General features: G+C 64.8%; 21 protein-coding genes and 2 pseudogenes. 13 read left to right on the top strand and 10 right to left on the bottom strand.

All coding sequences use genetic code 11. The features are described from left to right. Positions 1-5 precede the first annotated feature (5 nt). On the top strand, positions 6-596 hold the full coding sequence (locus KDD17_RS16550) for a glutathione S-transferase family protein (protein WP_212704661.1): 591 nt from the start codon (positions 6-8) through the stop codon (positions 594-596). Here the strand turns inward: KDD17_RS16550 and KDD17_RS16545 are convergent. Continuing rightward, on the bottom strand, positions 593-1,777 hold the full coding sequence (locus tag KDD17_RS16545; RefSeq protein ID WP_212704660.1) for a TIGR03862 family flavoprotein: 1,185 nt from the start codon (positions 1,775-1,777) through the stop codon (positions 593-595). The genes KDD17_RS16550 and KDD17_RS16545 overlap by 4 nt on opposite strands. Next, positions 1,774-3,112 (bottom strand): annotated as a pseudogene (locus KDD17_RS16540) (mechanosensitive ion channel family protein). The gene KDD17_RS16545 and the pseudogene KDD17_RS16540 overlap by 4 nt, the downstream one beginning before the upstream one ends. 80 nt (positions 3,113-3,192) lie before the next feature. On the opposite strand from KDD17_RS16540, the gene KDD17_RS16535 reads away from it, so the two are divergent. Then, positions 3,193-3,492: an HNH endonuclease family protein gene (locus tag KDD17_RS16535; RefSeq protein ID WP_212706281.1), complete on the top strand. Its 300-nt coding sequence runs from the start codon at positions 3,193-3,195 to the stop codon at positions 3,490-3,492. Positions 3,493-3,615: 123 nt separating this feature from the next. Here KDD17_RS16535 and KDD17_RS16530 read toward each other — a convergent pair whose 3' ends face one another. Continuing rightward, on the bottom strand, positions 3,616-4,224 hold the full coding sequence (locus tag KDD17_RS16530; RefSeq protein WP_212704659.1) for an enoyl-CoA hydratase/isomerase family protein: 609 nt from the start codon (positions 4,222-4,224) through the stop codon (positions 3,616-3,618). After that, positions 4,221-4,967, bottom strand: a complete 747-nt coding sequence (locus KDD17_RS16525) for an SDR family oxidoreductase (RefSeq protein ID WP_212704658.1) — start codon at positions 4,965-4,967, stop codon at positions 4,221-4,223. Before KDD17_RS16525 ends, KDD17_RS16530 begins: the two co-directional genes overlap by 4 nt. Before the next feature lie 142 nt (positions 4,968-5,109). On the opposite strand from KDD17_RS16525, the gene KDD17_RS16520 reads away from it, so the two are divergent. From KDD17_RS16520 to lpxK, 6 genes and pseudogenes are all read left to right on the top strand, one after another. Continuing rightward, entirely contained in the window at positions 5,110-6,639 is a 1,530-nt protein-coding gene (locus KDD17_RS16520; RefSeq protein WP_212704657.1) for a DUF2125 domain-containing protein, read from the top strand. A 127-nt stretch (positions 6,640-6,766) separates the two neighbouring features. Next, positions 6,767-8,112, top strand: a pseudogene (locus tag KDD17_RS16515) (TldD/PmbA family protein). Then, complete coding sequence (locus KDD17_RS16510; protein ID WP_212704656.1) at positions 8,099-8,890, top strand: inositol monophosphatase family protein; 792 nt, start codon at positions 8,099-8,101, stop codon at positions 8,888-8,890. The pseudogene KDD17_RS16515 and the gene KDD17_RS16510 overlap by 14 nt, the downstream one beginning before the upstream one ends. A 64-nt stretch (positions 8,891-8,954) precedes the next feature. Further along, positions 8,955-9,197, top strand: coding sequence for a DUF4170 domain-containing protein (locus KDD17_RS16505; protein WP_212704655.1), 243 nt, complete (start codon positions 8,955-8,957; stop codon positions 9,195-9,197). A 10-nt stretch (positions 9,198-9,207) separates the two neighbouring features. Further along, positions 9,208-10,440 carry a 3-deoxy-D-manno-octulosonic acid transferase gene (locus KDD17_RS16500; RefSeq protein WP_212706288.1) on the top strand — a complete coding sequence of 411 codons (1,233 nt, stop codon included), beginning with the start codon at positions 9,208-9,210 and terminating at the stop codon, positions 10,438-10,440. Beyond that, positions 10,440-11,441, top strand: a complete 1,002-nt coding sequence (gene lpxK, locus KDD17_RS16495; protein ID WP_212704654.1) for a tetraacyldisaccharide 4'-kinase — start codon at positions 10,440-10,442, stop codon at positions 11,439-11,441. Before KDD17_RS16500 ends, lpxK begins: the two co-directional genes overlap by 1 nt. A 61-nt stretch (positions 11,442-11,502) precedes the next feature. Here lpxK and KDD17_RS16490 read toward each other — a convergent pair whose 3' ends face one another. The 3 genes from KDD17_RS16490 to KDD17_RS16480 are packed head-to-tail and all read right to left on the bottom strand — an operon-like array spanning position 11,503 to position 13,857. After that, on the bottom strand, positions 11,503-12,615 hold the full coding sequence (locus KDD17_RS16490; RefSeq protein ID WP_212704653.1) for a CaiB/BaiF CoA transferase family protein: 1,113 nt from the start codon (positions 12,613-12,615) through the stop codon (positions 11,503-11,505). Further along, positions 12,615-13,298, bottom strand: a complete 684-nt coding sequence (locus KDD17_RS16485; protein ID WP_212704652.1) for a DsbA family protein — start codon at positions 13,296-13,298, stop codon at positions 12,615-12,617. The genes KDD17_RS16490 and KDD17_RS16485 overlap by 1 nt, the downstream gene beginning before the upstream one ends. A gap of 40 nt (positions 13,299-13,338) precedes the next feature. Then, a complete protein-coding gene (locus KDD17_RS16480) occupies positions 13,339-13,857 on the bottom strand; it encodes a DUF721 domain-containing protein (protein WP_212706280.1) in 519 nt (172 codons plus the stop codon). 149 nt (positions 13,858-14,006) lie between these two features. Between KDD17_RS16480 and mutY the strand changes: the two genes are divergently transcribed. From mutY to KDD17_RS16465, 3 genes are all read left to right on the top strand, one after another. Further along, positions 14,007-15,038 carry an A/G-specific adenine glycosylase gene (mutY, locus tag KDD17_RS16475; RefSeq protein WP_254796831.1) on the top strand — a complete coding sequence of 344 codons (1,032 nt, stop codon included), beginning with the start codon at positions 14,007-14,009 and terminating at the stop codon, positions 15,036-15,038. 70 nt (positions 15,039-15,108) lie between these two features. Continuing rightward, positions 15,109-16,260: an alkane 1-monooxygenase gene (locus KDD17_RS16470; protein WP_212704650.1), complete on the top strand. Its 1,152-nt coding sequence runs from the start codon at positions 15,109-15,111 to the stop codon at positions 16,258-16,260. 56 nt (positions 16,261-16,316) lie between these two features. Beyond that, positions 16,317-16,742, top strand: coding sequence for a response regulator (locus KDD17_RS16465; RefSeq protein WP_212704649.1), 426 nt, complete (start codon positions 16,317-16,319; stop codon positions 16,740-16,742). 111 nt (positions 16,743-16,853) lie between these two features. Here KDD17_RS16465 and KDD17_RS16460 read toward each other — a convergent pair whose 3' ends face one another. The 3 genes from KDD17_RS16460 to KDD17_RS16450 form a co-directional block, all read right to left on the bottom strand. Then, positions 16,854-17,954 carry a site-specific DNA-methyltransferase gene (locus tag KDD17_RS16460; protein WP_212704648.1) on the bottom strand — a complete coding sequence of 367 codons (1,101 nt, stop codon included), beginning with the start codon at positions 17,952-17,954 and terminating at the stop codon, positions 16,854-16,856. A 104-nt stretch (positions 17,955-18,058) separates the two neighbouring features. After that, positions 18,059-18,673 (bottom strand): ribonuclease HII, encoded by a 615-nt coding sequence (rnhB, locus tag KDD17_RS16455; RefSeq protein WP_212704647.1) that lies wholly within the window; start codon positions 18,671-18,673, stop codon positions 18,059-18,061. 147 nt (positions 18,674-18,820) lie between these two features. Beyond that, complete coding sequence (locus KDD17_RS16450) at positions 18,821-19,363, bottom strand: hypothetical protein (RefSeq protein WP_212704646.1); 543 nt, start codon at positions 19,361-19,363, stop codon at positions 18,821-18,823. Between the two features lie 177 nt (positions 19,364-19,540). On the opposite strand from KDD17_RS16450, the gene KDD17_RS16445 reads away from it, so the two are divergent. Continuing rightward, positions 19,541-19,825, top strand: coding sequence for a hypothetical protein (locus KDD17_RS16445; protein ID WP_212704645.1), 285 nt, complete (start codon positions 19,541-19,543; stop codon positions 19,823-19,825). 1 nt (position 19,826) lies between these two features. Next, a complete protein-coding gene (locus KDD17_RS16440; RefSeq protein WP_212706279.1) occupies positions 19,827-20,501 on the top strand; it encodes a winged helix-turn-helix domain-containing protein in 675 nt (224 codons plus the stop codon).

Genomic DNA, 20,501 nt, shown 5'->3' with positions numbered 1-20,501 from the left:
CAGACATGTACACGGTAATCGGCACGGTGAAATCGCGGGCGTTCCGCGTGATGTGGATGCTCGAAGAGCTGGGGCAAAGCTATGATCTGATCCCCGCCGGGCCACGGTCCGACGAGGCAAAGCAGTACAACCCCTCCGGCAAGATCCCGGCGCTGAAGGACGGCGAGGATGTGTTGACGGATTCGGTTGCGATCATGCAGTACCTCGCCGACAAGCACGGCGCGCTGACCGCCCCTGCAGGCACCCCCGCCCGCGCGCGTCAGGACGCGATGCTGTTCTGGCTGATCGACGAATTCGATGCGATCCTATGGGCGGCGGCCAAACATTCCTTTGTCTTTCCCGAGGAGGCCCGCGTGCCCGCGATCAAGGACAGCCTCAAGGCAGAGTTCGCCCGCTCGGCCAAGGCGCTGTCAGACCGGCTCGATGGGCCGTTCCTGATGGGGGATGCGATTACCGTGCCGGACCTGCTGGCGGTGCATTGTCTGAACTGGTCGATCGGTGCGGGGTTTGATCCGGTCGACGATAAACTCGGCGCCTGGGCGGGTGAGCTGCGCAAGCGCGACGCGTTCAAGGCCGTGCGCGCCCGCGACAGTTAGGCGCCCGCCGCCAGACGGGCTGCCGCCGCGCGCCCCGCGTGCAGGCCGGTGGCCAGACAGGCGGTGATCAGATAACCGCCCGTCGGTGCCTCCCAATCAATCATCTCTCCGGCGGCGTACACGCCGGGGAGTGCTTTGATCTCCAGATCTTCCGTCAGCCCGTCCCACACAATACCTCCTGCGGTCGAGATCGCCTCGTCCATCGGACGCAGGGTGGCGTCGCTCACCGGCAACGCCTTGACGACGGCGGCGAGCACACCGGGATCCTGTGGCAAGGGGCGCGCCAGTTCCTGCAAGAGCGCGCGTTTCACCGGATCCAGCTTCAGCCGTTTGCGCAGGTGATTGGAAAACGACGCTTTGCCGCGCGGGCCGCTGAGCCGCGCCGCGATCGCGTCGGCCGTCAGATCCGGCGCGAGGTCCAGTGTCAGCGGATGGCCCTCGCGCAGCCCCCGACTGACGCTATAGATCCCGCCGCCCTCCAGCCCGTACGCCGACAGGATCGCCTCGCCGCGGCTGCTGTAGGGGCCGCAGCGCAGGCCGATCGCCTTGAGCGGTGTGCCGAAATGTGCTGCCATATGCGCGGACCACGGGCGCGCCACGGCAGCGTTTGCCGGGGCAAAAGGCGCAAGCGGCACACCGCGCGCGGCCAGCGTGTTGGCCCATCCGCCATCCGACCCAAGACGGCGCCAACTTGCCCCGCCCAGCGCCAGTATCGTCACATCGGCATCAAGGGTCTGCGCACCATCGGGCGTGTCGAACGCCAGCGCACCGCCCTCCCACCCGGTCCAGCGCCAGCGGGTACGCAGAGTGGCCCCATCCTGCATCAGCCGCCCGAGCCACGCGCGCAGCAGTGGCGAGGCTTTCATCGCCTCAGGAAAAACCCTGCCGCTTGTGCCAGTGAACACCGGTTGATCCAACCCGCGCGCCCAGTCCATCACCCCTTGCGGGCCCAATGCCGCCAGCATCGGGCGCAGACGCGGGCTCGCCTCTGCGTAGGTGTCGGCAAAGGTTTCCGGCGCCTCGTCCTTGGTCAGGTTCAGCCCGGATTTCCCGGCCATGAGAAACTTGCGCCCCGCCGATGGTTTCGCCTCGGCAATCGTGACGCGGTGGCCCGCCTGCGTCAGCGCCTGCGCCGCCATCAGCCCGGCGGGGCCGCTGCCGATGACGACCGCCCGGCTCACGCGGAATCGGCGCCGGGCAACCCGCCTTTGATCTCCACCACGCGCTGGGGATAGGGGATTGTGATCCCGGCATCGCGCAGCGCGTTCCAGATCAGGAACAGCACGTCGGAGGTGTATTTGTTCGGCCCGTCATCCAGCCCGTTCACCCAGAACTCCACCGCGAAATCGATGCCGTTCTCGCCAAAGCCGCGCAGCTCGCAATCGGGGGGTAGGGCTCATCCAGCACTTCGGGATGGGTGGCCACCGCCGCTTCGATCAGGGCGGGCACCTCGTTGATGTCGGTGTCGTAGCTGACGGAAAACGGCGCCTCGTAGCGGTTGGCGGACCCGCTGTCGGAATAATTGACCACCCGTGTGGTGATGAAATCCTCGTTGGGCACCACGATCCAGCGGCCATCGTAGGTCTCAAGGATCGCGGCGCGGGCGGTCATCTTGACGATCGTGCCCGCCTCACCGCCGTCAAGCTCCACGAAATCGCCGACGGTCGCCTGCCCCTCGACCAGCAGGATCACGCCCGAGATAAAATTCGACGCGATCTTTTGCAGGCCAAAACCAAGACCCACACCGATCGCCCCCCCAGCACCGCAAGGGCACCGAGATTGATCCCCATGATGTTCATCAGCAGGATGAAAGCCACGCCAAAGATCGTGAATTCCACCAGCTTGATCAGCAGCTGACGGATCGAGGGGCGCATCTCTTGCTGCTTTTCGATGGCGGCGGCGGTCTGCTGGTTGGACCATTGCCCCAGCCAGAAAAGCAGCGATCCCGCGATGATGCCGCGTACGATGGAAATCAGCGAAAACCGGATGTTGCCCACGCCCACAACCGTTTCGGTCAGCTGCAGGATGACCGTATCCAGCAGACCAACGGCATAAAGCGCGGCGATGGGCAGCAGGATAAACCGGCCCAGCACCGACAGGAACGGATCGCCCAGAATATCGCGCACAAAGGCGCGCGCCGCGAGGAACAGGAACACCCGCTTGCCAAAGGCAATCACCGCACCGCTGTCAAAGACCGAGCGGATCACCTGCTCTCCGATACCGGTAAGCGCATAGGCCAGCAGCGGCAGGATCAACGGCAAAAACCGCAGGATGAACTGGCGCGGCGCCGTGAACATATTCTGCTTTTCGCCCGGGTCGATCAGATTGCTGAGCGCCGGGCGCAGCCGCCGCGCGATCAGCACCGCCAGCACATAGGCCGCGACCAGCACCGCGAATTGCGACCAGGCGGCCGGGCTCAGCAGCCAGCCCAGCGCCAGCTCGTAGCCCTGCACGCCGTAGCCTGCGATCTGCCCTACGATGGGCGGATAGTCGTCCAAGTCAAAATTCACGCGCATCCCCTTGCCGGCCGGGCAATCAGTTACATTCTCTTGGCGCAGCACCTCGACAGGATCAACCCGTGGCCCGCACCCTCGACATTCACACCGACGATCCGATCTGCCCGCTCTGCCTGCGACCGATCCCGAAAGGTGTTCCGCAAAGCCTGCATCATCTGATCCCCAAGCTGAAAGGGGGAAAAGGCGGGCCAACGGTCCTGATGCACCACATCTGCCACCGCGAGGTGCACGCCAGCCTCTCCGAGGCCGAGCTTGCACGCGACTACAACACGCCAGAAGCGCTGCGCAGCCACCCGAGGCTGGCCAAATTCGCGGCCTGGGTGAGCAAACGACCGCCGTCGTTCAAATCAAAGGTGCCAGGGGGCATGCGCAAGCGATGACGCTGTGTTACGGCTACGCCAAGAGCATACACCAGCCTACAGGAACAGACCCATGCAGAAACTTGCCCTCTTTGCCGCCCTTCTGACACTCGCCGCCTGCGACGTGCCCTTCGTGCCGCTGATCTAACGGCACATCCGCTTGATGCCCTGCGCGATTTCGGGCGATGCCGCAACGGTATCGGCGCACAGCGCGTGGGCGGCATCCAGCAGCGCATCCGCCTCCACGATCCGGTCAATCAGGCCCATCGCCAATGCTTCGTCGGCGAGGATCTTCTGCCCGCCCATCAGGATCAGCTTGGCGCGTGCCGGACCGACCAGCGTCGCCAGACGCCCCGGATCGGAGTGCTGGGGCAGAAATCCCAGCTTCATCACCGGGTAGAAGAATTTTGCCGACGCGACGCTGATCCGCAGATCGCAGGCCAACGCCATGCCCATCGCGCCCCCCGCAAGCGTGCCGTTGAGGGCGGCGATGCTCAGCCCCGGCAGATCCGCGATCGCGCCCGACAACCGCTCCCACAGCGGCGATGTGGCAAGACCCGCGCGCGCGGCCTCCAGATCGGCCCCGGCGCTAAAGATCTTGCCGCGCCCCGTCAAAACGAACGCGCGCGCGTCACCCGCGCCTTCGGCAATCTCGCACAGTTCGATCAGCATCGCCTCGGTCAGCGCATTGGCCTTATCGGGCCGGTTGAGCGTGACCGTGGTGATGCCGTCCTGCGCGCGGTGCTCGATCATATGAGACCCACCGCCCGCCGGATGTCTTCGTCGCGGAGCGAGATCTCGTCCCCGCAAAAACGGTCTGCCTCGGCGCTGCACATCCAAAGCAGGCATTTCGCGGGCCAGTCGGCGGGGATGTGCGTTTCCCAATCAAGTTGGCTGACGGGATTTATGCCAGACGCCTTGATCGTGCGCTGCATCTGCGTGGCGACAGTACCGGGCGACAGGCCGATGGCACGGATGCCGTTGGCGGCCTCCTCATTGTGCAGCGCCCGGTTGAACATGTTGACCGCCGCCTTGGAGGAGCAATAGGCGCTCCACCCCTCGATCGCGCTATGCGCCGCGCCGGAGCTGATGGTCAGCACCGATCCACCGCCCTGCCTGAGCGCGGGCAGCGCCGCGTGCACGCCATAATAGACGCCCTTGAGGTTGATATCGATCAGCTGGCCCCATGCTTCGGGATCGGTGTCGCCGATGTGGCCGATGGGATCGACCACGCCCGCATTGTTGATCAGCACGTCCAGCCCGCCGAATGCCTGCACGGTCGTTTCCACCGCCGCCGTCATTTCGGCGTAGCGCGCGACATTGCAGGGGATGGCGATGGCACTTTGACCAATCTCGCCCGCGATTTCGGCGATGTCATCCTGCGAGCGGGCGAGCAGTGCCACATTGGCGCCCGCCTCGGCAAAAATCCGCGCGGCCGAAGCACCGATCCCTCGGCTGGCGCCCGTGATCATCACCGTCTTGCCGTTCATATCCATGCTATTCCCTTTCGATTGGGCGCACCAAGCACCCGGATTGCCCCAGAACTAGCAATTCACACGCCGGGCTGCCACCCCACCCTTGACGCCTCGCCACGATTCCCCGACCCTGCGTAGAGCATTTAGAGACGAGGATTTTTCCATGACCACACACATCGTTCCCCTTATCGGGTCCGCCTTCGGGCTGGGCTTGATCGCCACCTCCGCCGCGGCGGATCTGACCGCCGCCGAGGTTTGGGGGGACTGGCAGGGCTATCTCTCTGGCATGGGCTACGGTGTCGAGGCGACAGAGAGCACATCGGGCAACACGCTGACTGTCTCTGACATCACGATGAACCTTGCGGGCGGCCCCGATATCGAGACGATGCAGATCAGCATCGGATCGCTGTCGTTTGTGGAAAACGGCGATGGCACCGTCGATGTGGTCATGCCTGACACGATGCCGATCACCCTTGAGATCGAGCCCAAGAGCACCGATGAAGCCGCGAATATCGTGCTGACCTACAGTCAGGCAGGCCAGCGCATGACAGCAAGCGGCAGCGCGGACGCGTTACGCTATGACTACACCGCCGACAGCTTTGGTTTCAGTGTCGCAGGCGTGGTTGTCGATGGTGTCGATATGGGCGAGGCGATGCGCGTCAATCTGTCGGGCGAAAATCTCCAGTCGCAGACCGACGTCAGCGTCGGTGAGACGCGCAGCTATGATCAGACCTACTCCGCCAGCAACCTCGTCTACGACATCGCCTTCAAGGATCCGGCAGGCGACGATGGCGGCTCCGTGACCATGCGCGCGCAGACCGTGGGTTTCGAGGGGACAACCGCGCTGCCCGTCGATGCCGTGGCCAGCGCGGCGGACATGAATGCACTAATGCAGGCGGGATTTGCCTTTGACGGTGTGTTCACCACGGGCAACGGTGAGACCCTGATCGACATTACCAGCGCCGATGGCACCACCCGGATCAAAACCGGATCAGTCGCCGGGGACTACCGCATCAAGATGGACGCCGACGGGCTGCGCTATGATCTTGGGGCCACCGACATGCTGATCGGGGCGCAGATTGCGGGCCTGCCGATCCCGCTCTCAGCGCAGATGGCCAGCGCCGGGCTTGAGCTGGCCGCGCCGGTCGTGAAATCGGACACGCCGCAGGATTTTGCGCTGGGTTTCAACCTCACTGAATTTTCGATGTCGGATGTCATCTGGGGCCTTTTCGATCCCTCTGCCCAGCTTCCCCGCGATCCCGCCACCGTGGTGCTGGACTTGAGCGGCAAGGCAAAGCTGTTGTTCGACATGCTGGACCCTGCAGCGGCGGCACAGCTCGCTCCTGGTACGGCGCCGGGTGAGATCGACGCGCTCAAGATCAACACCTTGACGGTGGATGCCGTGGGGGCGCGGCTGGATGCGACCGGCGATGTGGCCTTTGACAATACCGACAAGACGACGCTGCCGGGCTTTCCCAAGCCCGTTGGCGCCGTCACCGTCGATCTTGCTGGGGCCAACGGGCTGATCGACAAGCTGATGGCGATGGGCCTGCTGCCTCAGGAACAAGCCATGGGCGCACGTATGATGATGGGTCTGTTCGCGGTGCCGGGCCAGGGCGAGGACACGCTGACCTCGACCATCGAGTTCAACGACGCGGGTCAGATCCTGGCCAACGGGCAACGTCTGAAATAGGCAAGCTGACGCTGCGCAGGGGGCGGTTCGGGCACACCGGGCCGCCCTTTTTCTTTTGGCGCCTGCCCTTGCTAGGATGCGGGCGGGCGGCTACCTGTCGTGCGATGCCACAGCCCCGGAGATTTGCATGACCAACCCCCTTGAGGCGCTGACCGCGCAGATGCTGGAGGCAGCGCAGCGCGCGGGTGCGGATGCGGCGGACGCCATGGCCACGCGCGGCACGTCGCTTTCGGTGGATGTGCGTGGCGGTGCGCTGGAAGAAGCGCAACGCGAGGAAAGCACCGATATCGGCCTGCGGGTGTTTGTGGGGCAGCGGCTGGCAATTGTCTCGGCCTCCGACACAGCCACGCGCACGATTGACGAGATGGCGGCGCGCGCCGTCGCCATGGCCCGCGAGGCGCCCGAAGACGCATACGCGGGCCTCGCCGATCCCGACATGCTCGCGCAGGGCGCGGATGCAGAGGCGTTGCAGCTTGCCGATCCGACCGATGAGCCCACGCCTGCGGCCCTGCAGGACGACGCTGCCCGCGCCGAGGCCGCCGCCTTGGAGGTGCCGGGCGTTGCGCAGGTGCAATCGGCCAGTGCGGGCTACAGCGCCGACCAGATCCATCTCGCCGCCAGCAACGGCTTTTCTGGCGGCTATCGCCGCACCAGCCGGGGTCTGAGCTGTCTTGCGATCGCGGGCACCGGGACGGGGATGGAGCGGGACTATGACGGTGACAGCCGCATCTTCCAGGCCGATCTGCGCGCGCCGGAAGAGATCGGCACCCGCGCTGCTGCCCGCGCGGTCGAACGGCTCGACGCGCGCAAGCCGCCCACGGGACGCTACCCGGTGCTGTTTGACGAGCGGATTGCGAGCAGCCTTATCGGCCATCTGCTGGGCGCGGTGAACGGATCCTCCATCGCGCGCGGCGCATCCTTTCTGCGCGACGATCTGGGCAAGCGGATCCTGCCCGCGCATCTGTCGCTGGTGGAAGAACCACACCGCCCCGCGTGCCCGGCTCACGCCCTTTCGATGCCGAAGGCCTGGCCACGGCAAACCGAACTATCGTGGCCGATGGCGTGTTGCAGGGCTGGACGCTGGATCTGGCGACCGCGCGTCAACTGGGGCAGCGCTCAACCGCGAATGCGGCGCGCGGCACCGGCAGCGGCCCCTCACCCGCCACGTGGAACGTGCGGCTGGCGGGCGCGCAGGCCACGCGCGCGGATCTGTTGGCGCAGATGGGCACCGGGCTGCTCGTGACCTCGATGATCGGATCGACGATCAATCCCAACACCGGCGATTATTCCCGCGGTGCTGCCGGTTTCTGGATCGAGAACGGGGAAATCACCTATCCCGTCAACGAATGCACGATCGCGGGCAATCTGCGTGACATGCTGGGCGCCATGGTGCCCGCCGACGACGCGCGCGACTGGCTGAGCCGGGTGGTCCCGTCGATCCTCGTGCCGGGGATGACCCTTGCCGGGAGCTGACCTGCCGCTCTTGATCGACGCTGCCCGCATGGCCGGGCGCATCGCGACCAGCTTTTCCGGCGCGCGGGCGCAGCGTTGGGACAAGCCCGACGGCGCCGGCCCGGTGACCGAGGCCGATCTGGCCGTCGACCGCGCCCTGCACCGGACGCTGACCCTCGCGCGCCCCGATTACGGCTGGCTGTCGGAGGAGTCCGAGGATGATACCGAACGCCTGTCGCGCGAGCACGTGTTCATCATCGATCCCATCGACGGCACGCGCAGCTTTACCGAAGGGGCAAACACCTGGGCCCATGCCCTCGCCGTGGCCGAGCGGGGAGAGATCACCGCCGCCGTCATCTACCTGCCGCTGCGCGATCTGCTGTATTCTGCGCGCAGGGGGGGCGGTGCCTATCTGAACGGGGTGCGCGTGCACGCATCCCCGGTTGCGGCGATGGAGGACGCGACGATCCTGGCGGCCAAACCCGCGCTCGCGGCATCCCTGTGGCGGGCGGGCGCCTGTCCTGCCTTCAAACGCGCCTACCGGCCCTCGCTCGCTTACCGGCTGGGGCTGGTGGCGCAGGGGCGGTTCGACGCGATGCTCACCCTGCGGCCCAGCTGGGAATGGGACATCGCCGCAGGGGCGCTGATCGTGGCGGAGGCCGGCGGCCGCTGCTCGGATCGCCACGGGCGCGACCTGGTGTTCAACAACGCCGACCCGCGCCTCGACGGGGTGGTGGCGGGCGGATGCCCGATTCACGACGCGGTTATTGACGCGCTCGATCCGGTCGCCACGCGCTGATCCGCTTGACGCCACCCGGCGCGCGCGTACACACAAGATCGAGCCCGAACCAAAGGAGTGCCCCATGGTCCAACGACTTCACCTCGTTTTCGGCGGAGAGCTGGTAACGCCCAGCGAAAACGTCTTCAAGAACGTCGATGATCTGCACGTCGTCGGCATCTTCCCGAATTACGACGCGGCCTATGATGCGTGGAAAAACGAGGCACAGCGCACCGTGGATAACGCACATATGCGCTATTACATCGCCCATCTGCACCGGCTGCGGGACGAGGAAACACCCGTCTCGCCCACCGAAGAGCTGGGCTGACCGCGCGGCCGTGGCCCGCTCACTGGGATTGCGCGCCTACCGGGCGCTCGCGCGGCGCACGCAGGCGGGGGCGGTCGATACCGGCACGCCCCGCCCTGCCGGAGAGCTGTTGTGGCTGCACTGCGCCCGCGATGCCGATTTTCTGGCCACCGTGGATCTGGCCGCGCAGCAGATTGCCTTGCGCGAAGGACTGTCGGTGCTGGTGACCCTGCCCGCGCCCCTGCGCGATGGCCACAAGCGCGCCGTCGCGCACCACTACGCTATTCACTTGCGCCCGCTGCCCGGCGACCATCCCGATGCATGCACGGCCTTTATCGACCACTGGCGCCCCGATTGCGGGATCTGGATCTGGGGGGCGCTACAGCCAAATCTGATCCTTGCCGCTGACGACAGTGGCGTGCCCTTGATTTTGCTCGCCGCGCATGAAGCCGGGTTCGAGCAGCGCCGCGACCGCTGGTTGCCGGACGTGCTGCGCACATTATTGCCGCTGTTCATGACCGTCCTCGCGGCCTCCCCCGCCGCCGTCGGCAAGCTGACACAAACAGGCCTCGACCGCTCGCAGATCGAACTTGCCTCGGCCCTGTTGGCAGGCGGGCGGGCACTGCCGTGCAACCCCGACGACGAGACCGAACTGACGGCGGCCTGCGTGGGCCGTCCGGTCTGGTTTGCCAACGGGGTGGAGGCCGAAGAGTTGGGCACTGTCCTGGCCGCGCACCGCCGTGCCTTGCGCCTGTCGCACCGTTTGTTGCTGGTGCTGCGACCCGCCAAAGCGCTCCCTGCCGCCGACGCCATGGCCGAATGTCGCCAGCAGGATTTTCGCGCCTGTGATTGGGATAATGGAGAGTTTCCCGACGAAAGTACGCAGGTTTTGCATTTTCAGGACCCCCGCGAGATTGGGCTGTTCTACCGGCTGGCCCCGGTCTCCTTTCTGGGTGGTTCCCTGGGCCAGGGCACACAAAGCTGCGATCCGATGGAAGCCGCGGCGCTGGGATCGGCCATCCTGTACGGGCCGCGGGTGGGCCCGTATCTTGAAAGCTATACGCGGCTGGCCAATGAAGGCGCGGCGCGCATCGTGAACGACAGTACCGCGCTGGGAACGGCCGTGACGCAGTTGGTGGCGCCGGACCAGGCCGCGCTGATGGCCCGGGCCGGTTGGCGCGTTGTGAGTGAGGGCGCGGCGCTTTTCGACCGGATCAGCGATCTGATTCAGGATACACTCGACACACAAGCGGGCACCCGCTGATGCGCCCGCCCGCGTTCTGGGATCGCCCCCGCCCCGGCCTGCGCGCGCGCGCGCTGCAACCGCTCGGCTCGCTCTATGCCGCAGCTACCGCACGGCGGCTGGCGCGGGGAACGCCCCGGCGCCTTCAGGTGCCCGTGATCTGTGTTGGCAACATCAACGCAGGCGGCACCGGCAAAACGCCCACGGTGATCGCCGTGCTTGAGCGTCTGCGCGATCTTTACCTTGAGCCCCATGTCGTCAGTCGTGGCTACGGCGGGACACTGACCGCGCCCACCCGCGTCGATCCCGCTCGCCACAGCGCGGCCGAGGTCGGGGACGAGCCGCTGTTGCTCTCGGCATTTGCCGAAGTGTGGGTGGCGCGCGACCGCGCGGCAGGAGCGGCAGCCGCGGTGGCCGCCGGGGCGGAAGTGATCGTGCTGGACGATGGATTTCAAAACCCCGCCCTTGCCTACGATCTGAGCCTTGTGGTGGTCGATGCGCAGCGGGGGTTCGGCAACGGGTTGTGCCTGCCTGCCGGGCCTTTACGCGAACCCGCAACGGTCGGGTTGGCGCGAGCCGATATGCTACTGTCGATCGGGGACGATGCGGCGCAGGCCGAGTTTGACACGCGCGCCGCAGGGCATGTGCCGGACGGCCTGCCCCACCTGCGCGCAACGTTGAGCCCCTTGCAAACCGGGATGGACTGGACGGATACACCGCTACTGGCCTTTGCCGGGATCGGGCATCCGGAGAAATTCTTTGCCACGCTGCGCGGTCTTGGCGCCACGCTGGTGCACGCCGAAGCGCTTGACGATCATCAACGTCTCAGCGCGGCGTTGTTGGGCCGGCTGGAGGCCGATGCACGCGCCGCCGGTGCGCAACTGGTCACGACAGAAAAGGACGCGGTCCGCCTGCCGCCAGAATTCCGCCATCGGGTCATCACCCTGCCGGTCCGACTGGTGTTCTCAGACGACAGCGGCCTGATCGCAGCCCTGAAACGCATCACCACACCGGCCACGTGAGCGGAATTTTCCAAAAATTCCGGCCCGAATTTTTCGAAAAATTCGGATTCCCGGGGAGAGGTCAGTCATCCTCACCGAGTTTCGGCGCGGGGCGGTGCAGCGCCAACTCGGCGCCGGAAAATTTGAACGGGGAGTTGATGCTGGGAATGCCGTCGATCTCCAACTGCATGCCGCGCGCCTTGACTTGCGGGTCCTCGAACACATCCGCCATGTCGTTGATTGGGCCGGCCGGCACATTGTGCGCCTCACAGGCGGCCAGCAGTGCGTCGCGGGTGAAACGCCGGGCCGCCTCCTGAATCCGTCTGTTCATCTCGGGGCGATTGGCCACACGGTCGGCATTGCTGGCATAGTCAGTATCGCTTGCCATATCGTCGAGGCCCAGCAGGCGGCACAGCCGCTGGAATTGCCCGTCGTTGCCGGTTGCAAGAATGGCGTGACCATCGGAGGTCTCGAACACTTCGTAGGGGGTCAGATTGGGATGGGCATTGCCCAGCCGGACCGGCGCCGTGCCCGTCGTCAGATAGTTCATCGCCTGATTACCGGTAATCGCCACCGCGCAATCCATCAGCGCCATGTCGATCTGTTGGCCCACGCCGGTTTGCGCACGCTGGTGCACCGCTGCAAGGATCGCCGTCGTCGCGTAAATCCCGGTGAAGATATCCGTGATCGCCATGCCATGCTTTTGCGGCTGGCGGTCAGGCTCCCCGGTGATGCTCATCAGGCCCGACATGCCCTGGATGATGAAATCATAGCCCGCGCGATGCGCATAGGGGCCGGTCTGCCCGAAACCGGTGATCGAGCAATAGATCAGCCGGGGGAACCGCGCCGACAGGGTCGCGTAATCCATCCCGTATTTGGCAAGCCCGCCGGTCTTGAAATTCTCGATCAGGATGTCGGCATCTTCGAGCAGTGCGTGCATCTTCTCGCGCCCCGCATCGGTGCGCAGATCCACCGTGACCGACGCCTTTCCCCGATTGGCCGAATGGAAATAGGAGGCCGAGCGATCGCCCTCCCGCTCCACAAAGGGCGGTCCCCACTGCCGGGTATCATCGCCCTGCGGGCTTTCGACCTTGATGACCTCTGCACCCAGATCAGACAGGGTCTGACCGGCCCATGGGCCCGCCAGAACCCGCGCGAGTTCGATGACTTTCAATCCGGCAAGGGGCGCCGCCATCAGCTTTCCAACGCCTCGTCGATGATCTGCTTCATCTGGCTGTAGGCCATGTTGGAGTATTTCGTGCCGTTGATGACAAAGCTCGGTGTGCTGTCGATGTCGTCTTTTTCGGCGTTCTGCTGGTACCACGCCACCAGCGTCTGCGCTTGATCGCCGTCCTGCAGGCAGGCCTCGATGGTTTCGGTGTCCATGCCTGCGAGGCGCCCGATCTTGCGCAGCTCTTCGACAATCGCCGCCGGGTCGCCCGCGCGGGTCCATTCGGACTGCCCGGCGTAGATCAGATCCGTGATGCCAAAGAACCGCTCGGCCCCGCCGCAGCGCGCAACCAGCGACGCCCACAGGCCGAAGCGATCAAAATAGACCTCGCGGTAGACAAACCGGATCTTGCCGGTGTCGATGTAATCGGCCTTGAGCTGTTTGTAGGGGCCTGCGTGGAAGGTTGCACAATGCGGGCACGTAAAGGACGCGTATTCGATGATCTCGACGGGGGCGTCGGGATTGCCCGCGACCATTTCCTCGATCCCCGAGATGTCGATGTCGCCCGCGCTGGTCTGCGCATTGGCGGCCCCCGGCAGCGCCAGATCGGGCGCGCCCGCCGTGCCGGAAGGGCGCGGCGTGGTCAGATACCAGCCACCAAGGCCAAGGGCGGCAAAGGCGCCAAGCAAAAGATTTCTGCGGTTCATCTGTTCGTTCCTCTATTGAGTGTGCGTAGCGACGTGACGCTCAGCCCCGTCGCGGTGTGTTTGTTCTGGTCAGTACATTCTCGGCCAGCCGCGCGAGCGCTTCGCGCAGGCCCGCGTCACCCACATCCGCTGCAGTCTGCTGCGCGCGGGCGCGCAGGGCGGGGTCGGGCGTGGCGGCGGTCTTTTTCGGCGCGTGTTCAAATGCGACCTTGCCTTCGGAAAAGCCGGTAGCGGCGGTTTGCGTCACACGGATGCGTGCAATGGCGTTGTAGCCGTAGACGGCATTGACCCGCGCGCGCAGCTGTTCCTTTTGCATCTCAAGCAAGGGCGCCTGCGCGCCGGTGGTCAGCAGCGTCAGCGTCGCCCCCATGCCGCCACGCCCGTAGGATACCTCGACCGGGCGCGACATCGCTGCCGTCTCTTCGCCCACGACTTCGGCCCAGTTGGTCAACAGACGCGACTGCGCAAAGCCACGCGATTCCGACGCCTGCCGGATCCGCTGCGTCAGCAGATTGGACGTGCGGGCGAACCCCTTTGTCGTGGCGCGGCGTTTTGGCATCGGTCGGGTGGGTGCCTTTTCATTGCGGTCGGTGCGGCCTATCACGGTCTGCACCCTATGTGGGACAGCAGCGATGATAGCGCAAGCCTGACCCGTTCACACCCTGCCATATCAAACCGAGATCATAAACTGTGCGTGACAAAGATAACATGTCTGTAATCCTGCTGGAGTGGTACGACCGCCACGCTCGTGAGATGCCGTGGCGTGTTTCTCCGCAGGCGCGCAAGGGCGGCACGCTGCCCGACCCCTACGCCGTCTGGATGAGCGAGATCATGCTGCAACAGACGACCGTTGCCACGGTAAAGGATTACTTCATCCGCTTCATCACCCGCTGGCCGACCGTCGCCGATCTGGCCGCGGCCGAGGATGCGGCGGTGATGGCCGAATGGGCCGGGCTGGGATACTACGCGCGGGCGCGCAACCTGCTGAAGTGCGCGCGCGCGGTGGTGGCCGATCACGGCGGCGCCTTTCCCGCCGATCACGCCGCGCTGCTCAAGCTTCCGGGGATCGGCCCCTATACCGCCGCTGCCGTCTCCTCCATCGCGTTTGATCTGCCGCACGCCGTGCTCGACGGGAATGTGGAACGGGTGATGGCGCGGCTGCACGACATTCACACGCCTCTCCCCACGGCCAAGCCCGAATTGATGGCCCGCGCCGAGGCTCTGACGCCAGCCACACGGCCCGGAGATTACGCCCAAGCCGTGATGGACCTCGGCGCCACGATCTGCACCCCGCGCAACCCGGCCTGCGGGATCTGCCCGTGGCGCGATCCCTGCGCGGCGCGCGTGGCGGGCACGGCGGCGGATCTGCCGCGCAAATTGCCCAAGAAGGCCAAGCCAACCCGCTACGGCACCGTCTACCTCGGGCGCCGCGCCGATGGCGCATGGCTGCTTGAGACGCGGCCCGAGCGGGGGCTGTTGGGCGGCATGCTGGGCTGGCCCGGATCGGAATGGGCCGAAGGGGACGCCCCCGAAGCCACGCCGCCCGCCCCCGGCGACTGGACAGAATTGCCCGGCGAGGTGCGCCATACCTTCACGCATTTCCACCTGATCCTGCGCGTCATGCGCGCCGATCTTCCTGCGGACTGTACCCCCACCCGTGGCAGCTTTCGCACGCGGGCCGAATTCGGCCCCGCCGATCTGCCCACCGTGATGCGCAAGGCCTTTGATCTGGCGCAGTGACGCAGCGCCACATATTGCAGGGTGCAAATCTGTGCTATGGCTGCGTCTGTAGCCAACGACGGACGACCCCATGACTGACGCGACCACGCCCCTTGCCCCCGCAGAGCTTTCGAAGTTCAGCCGCGCCTTGCCGTTCTGGCTATCGCTGGGGCTGGTGCCGCTGGCGTGGATCGCCGCCCTCTACGGCGGGTGGGCGATTGCAATCGTGCCGGTCGTGACGTGGTATCTGTTCACCGCGCTGGATGCGGCATTGGGGCTGAACACCGAAAACGCGGATCTCTCGGCGACCGAAGATGATCTGTTTTGGTATCGCGCCATCACGACAATCTGGGTGCCCGTGCAATTCGCGCTGCTGATCAGCCTGCTGTGGTACGTGCCGCAGGCGGCCCATCTGATCGGATGGGAGAAGGTCGGCGTCTTCTTCGGCGTCGGTGTGATCACCGGCACGGTGGGCATCAACTATTCCCACGAGCTGATGCACCAGCGCAACAAGATGGAGCGGTGGTTTGCCGATATCCTGCTGGCGATGGTGCTGTATTCGCATTTCCGGTCCGAACATCTGTTGGTGCATCACCGCTATGTCGCCACGCCGCGCGATCCGGTGACGGCGCGCTATAACGAGGGGTTCCACCGGTTCTACCCCCGCGTTCTGCGCCAATGCTGGCAATCCGCCTTTGACGCCGAGGCCGCGATGCTGGCGCGCAAGAACAAGCCTTGGACCGACCGCAGCAATCCCTTCTGGCGCTACTGGGCGCTGCAAGCGGCGTTCTTTGTGATTGCGTTCTCCCTTGGCGGCTGGACGGGTGTCGGGCTGTTTCTGGTGCAGGCCGGCGTCGCGATCTGGCAGCTGGAGCTGGTCAACTACATCGAACACTACGGGCTGACCCGCAAACATCTGGGCGACGGCAAATACGAACACGTGCTGCCCCGCCATTCGTGGAACGCCGCGCAAAAGGCCTCGAACTGGCTGCTGATCAATCTGCAGCGCCATTCCGATCACCACTACAAACCCGACCGCCGTTTCGCCGTGCTGCAGACCTACGGCCCCGATGAGGCGCCGCAGCTGCCCCACGGCTATCCGGTGATGACGATGCTGGCGTTGGTGCCCCCGCTGTGGCGGCGGGTGATGAACCCGCGTGTGCGCGAATGGCGCAAGCGTTACTACCCCGAGATCAGCGATTGGAGCGCCTACAACGCGGCCGCCAATCCGCCTCCGCGCTAAACACTTCTTAACGTGCGTGGGGCATAGGAGTGGCATGTCGAGGTGAGGGAGACCGCATGCAACACCAGACCCACCAACAGACCCGAACACTTGATCCGACTTGCCTGATCGTCGAGGACAGCCGATTCGATCAGCTGATGATGACCCGTGTGATCGCCAAATCTGCCCAGCGCATGGGCGTGAAGGTCGCCGCAACGCTGCAATCCGCGCGCGAGGCATTGGCCGAGGGGCAGATCAGCCTCATCCTGCTCGACAACAACCTGCCCGACGGCATCGGCGCGAATTTCGCGCTTGAGCTGGCGTCAGACCCCCGGTTGGCGCAGATCCCCGTGATCATGGTCAGCGACTGGCCCACCCCCTTCATGTGGGAGAAGGCGGCAAGCGCGGGTGTGCTCTATGTCGTGAACAAATCGGAATTCGGGACACAATACGTGCAACAGGCGATGCAGCGCCGCCCGAAACGCCGCCCACGCATCAGTTGACGCAAAAAAAAAGGGCCCCGCCAAAAAGGCGGGGCCAAGGTGAGTGTCATCGATGCGGTCCCTCATGTGGAGGGCGCAGTGACACTGGCGGTGTTCGAATGTCGGTGGGGATCAGTTCTGCATCTCGGCCCTGATTTGCTGGCGCAGAACGTCGATGGGCACGCGTTTGCCTTCTTTCTTATAGCACCAGTAGGTCCAGCCGTTGCAGCTTGGCGCGCCTTCGAGGGCGGCACCGACCTGGTGGATCGATCCTTTCACATCGTCGCCGATCAGCGTGCCATCGGCACGGACCTTCGCCTTGTGGCGGTTGTTCATCGAATAGAGGTTTTCGCCCGGGCGCAGCATGCCGCGTTCGACCAGCTGGCCAAAAGGCACGCGCGGCTCTGCGCGTTTCGAGGTTGTGGTTTGCAGCGCCTCGCTATCGAATTTGCGGGTGTCGGCGATGCGCTTGGTGGCAACCTTGCGGTAGGCTTCCTCACGCTCGATCCCGATCCAGTCGCGGCCCAGCATCTTGGCCACGGCACCCGTAGTGCCGGTACCAAAGAATGGGTCGAGCACGACATCACCGGGGTTGGTCGATCCGACCAGCACCCGGTGCAGCAGGCTCACGGGTTTTTGCGTCGGGTGCGCCTTGTCGCCATGCTCGTCCTTGAGTCGCTCGTGGCCGTTGCAGATCGGGAGAACCCAGTCACTGCGCATCTGGATGCCTTCGTTCAGCGCCTTGAGCGCTTCGTAGTTGAAGGTGTATTTGCTCGACTCGTCCTTACCCGCCCAGATCATCGTCTCATGGGCATTGGTAAAGCGCTTGCCACGAAAATTCGGCATCGGGTTCGATTTGCGCCAGACCACGTCGTTGAGGATCCAGAACCCCTGATCCTGCAATGCGGCACCGACGCGAAAGATGTTGTGATAGCTGCCGATCACCCAGATCGCGCCGTTGGGTTTCAAGAGCCGCCGGGCGGCCTTGAGCCAGGCGCGGGTAAAATCATCGTAGGCCTTGAAGCTGGAGAACTGATCCCAGTCGTTGTCGACGGCGTCGACCTTGGAGTTGTCGGGACGATGCAGATCGCCGCGCAGCTGCAAGTTATAGGGCGGATCGGCGAAGATCAGATCAACGCTTGCCTCCGGCAGACTGTTCATCGCTTCGATACAATCGCCGCTCAGGATCGTGTTCAGGGGCAGCGTTTCCGCTGCGCTCGTCTTGGTCTTCATGCTCTGCCTCTGCCCCGGTGCATTTGTGCACTCATTGGTTGACGACCAAGATGACCGGGGGGTGATTCCCGGTCAATTCGTTTTTTGAAACAGAAATTTAGTAATTATTCTTGCCACAAGATATTGTGGATGGGCCTGAAGCTACGTCTATGGTGTGGGGTCACGCCAAGATTTTGCAGCGCAGACATGTGGCTTTTTGATCCATAACCCATGTTGGTGTCCCAGCCGTAGCCGGGGTGCTGTTGCGCAAGGGACAACATGACACAATCGCGCCGTATTTTGGCCATAATTGAGGCCGCCGAAATGGACACCGACCGCGCATCGCCCTTCACGATTGTTTCCGCCGGAAGGGATAATCCCCGGGGGATCATATTGCCGTCGATCAGCACGTAGTCTGGCGGCGTGGCCAGACCTTGAATCGCGCGCACCATGGCGATGTGGCTGGCACGCAGGATGTTGTGCGCGTCGATCTCTTCGACGCTGGCATGGGCGACGCTGACGTCCGCCAGCGCGAGGATCTGCTCATACAGCGCCTCGCGCCGCCGCTTGGTCAGTTTCTTACTGTCGTTGAGGCCTTCGGGGATGCGCGCCGGATCCAGCACAACGGCGGCGGCGGTGACGGGACCGGCCAGTGGCCCGCGCCCCACCTCATCCACGCCGGCGATGCGCAGATAGCCCTGGGCCCGGGCGGCGGCCTCGAATGAGTAATCAGGTGTCATGCCCCTGAAAAACCGGATCGACCGGCACAGCACAAGCGAAAAGGGGGAAGCGCCCGAACGCCTCCCCCTCCCCTGATGGACCGCGACAGGGACATGCCGCGGCCCGCCGGCGCCGGGGTGGTGATACCCCCGTTGGCGCCGGATCCCTCAGCCCCGTGCGAGGCTGTATCCGTTGCGGCGCAGGCAGCGCGCGTTGTAGCCGCGGCGTTTACCGTCGTAGGTGCGGATGCGCTGGGCGCAGGCCTGCGGCAGGCGGTTCACGAACTGATAGGACCGTTCAAGGCAGCGGCGCCCGAACATATAGGCCGTGCCCTGCCGGGTGTCGTAGCTGCGAAAGCAATGCTTGGGCAGTTGCTTGCGGTCCACGCGACGCGGCAAAGGGCGCGGCTTGGGCTGGTGCGAGCGATGCGAGTGCCGCACCTGCCCGTCGTGATGGCGATGGGTGAGATGCCCGTGGCGGTGCGTATGCGCCTGCGGCTTGTAGACCTGCTGGCGCGCCTTGCGCTTCTCTTTGTCATCCTTGCGCTCGTCGTGGATGATCTTCCCCACGATGGCGAGGCCAAGGATCGTGGCGAGTGCCCGTGCCGTGCGGTCGTCATCGGCATAGGCCGGCGCGGCGGTAAAGGCGGTCAGGGCCAGCGCCGTCGCGGCAAGTGTGCTGAGAAAGCGGGAGGAGAGGGCAAGTCGCATGGGTCTGATCCTTTTTCTGTGGGCGCCGACCCGGGCACAGACACCGGGCAGCAAGATGGGATCAGGATGGGCATCGGTCTGCGAGACAGGCAATAACAGCGCGGTGCTATCGGATAACAGCCACGCCGCGCGGCGTGGGATATTGAATATCCCCGCGTCCCAACGCATCAAGGGGACATGAAACACCTTCTTCTTTCCCTCACGCTGATCGGCACGCTGGCCCTGCCCGCGCAGGCGGCCGATTGCTACGCCGACTATAAGGCGAAACAGGACAATCCGCTGCGGCTGCACTACGGTGTGGCCGAGCTGCGCGGCGACTGCTCACGCAATGCCGCGCGGGACGAGTTGGCGCGCCGTCTGGGCGCGCGCGGCTGGACGCTGCTGAATGTCGTGTCGGTCTTTGGCCCCGAAGGTCTTGAGCAAAGGAGAGACAGTGCCGGATCAAATTTCCTCCGCTTCTGATATCCGCCGCTCGGGCGGGCGGATCGTGGGCGTCGGGATCGGCGCCGTGGTTGCCCTGTTGCTGGTGGGCGCAGTCGTGATGTTTCTGGCCCTGCCCGACGCCAATGCGTTCAATGCGCGGGTCGAACGGATCTTTATCGAAAACGACGATCTGACCTCCGCCGCCGAGATCAAGCTCCTGGAGATCCTGGCGCAATCGGGCACCGCGTTTTCCGACACGCTGACGAATTACCGGCTTCTGGTCACTGTTTTGCTGGTCTTTGCCGCGGCTATGCTGGTGGCGGCGGTCGTGTTTCTGGTGATGCTGATCGGCTTTAACCGCCGCATGGCGCAGATTGAACGCGCGGGGATACAGGTGAACTCCCTTCTGATCAGCCGCGAGGAGAACAAGGTTTACCTCAACAACCTTGGCTTCAAACTGACCGATGCGGCGATGGAGACGCTGGCGGTTTTGGCCGAGGCGCGCATGGACGATGACGTGATGTCGGGCAGCGAGATCGAAGCGGTGATCTCCGGCCGCGCGGCAGTGGATTGCGAGGAGGCCGCAGGGGCGACACGCATCAAACGCCTGCGCGATACTTTGGGCAATCAGATCGTGGCGGAATTGCTGGTCAAGAACATCGCGCGGCGCGGCTATATGCTGGCCATCGACAAAGACGTGATCAAGGTGCTGTGA

The organism is Sulfitobacter albidus, assembly GCF_018200035.1.
Lineage (GTDB): Bacteria > Pseudomonadota > Alphaproteobacteria > Rhodobacterales > Rhodobacteraceae > Sulfitobacter > Sulfitobacter albidus.
Note: the sequence above shows the minus strand (reverse complement) of the source record. Positions and strands in the feature narration are given on the sequence as shown.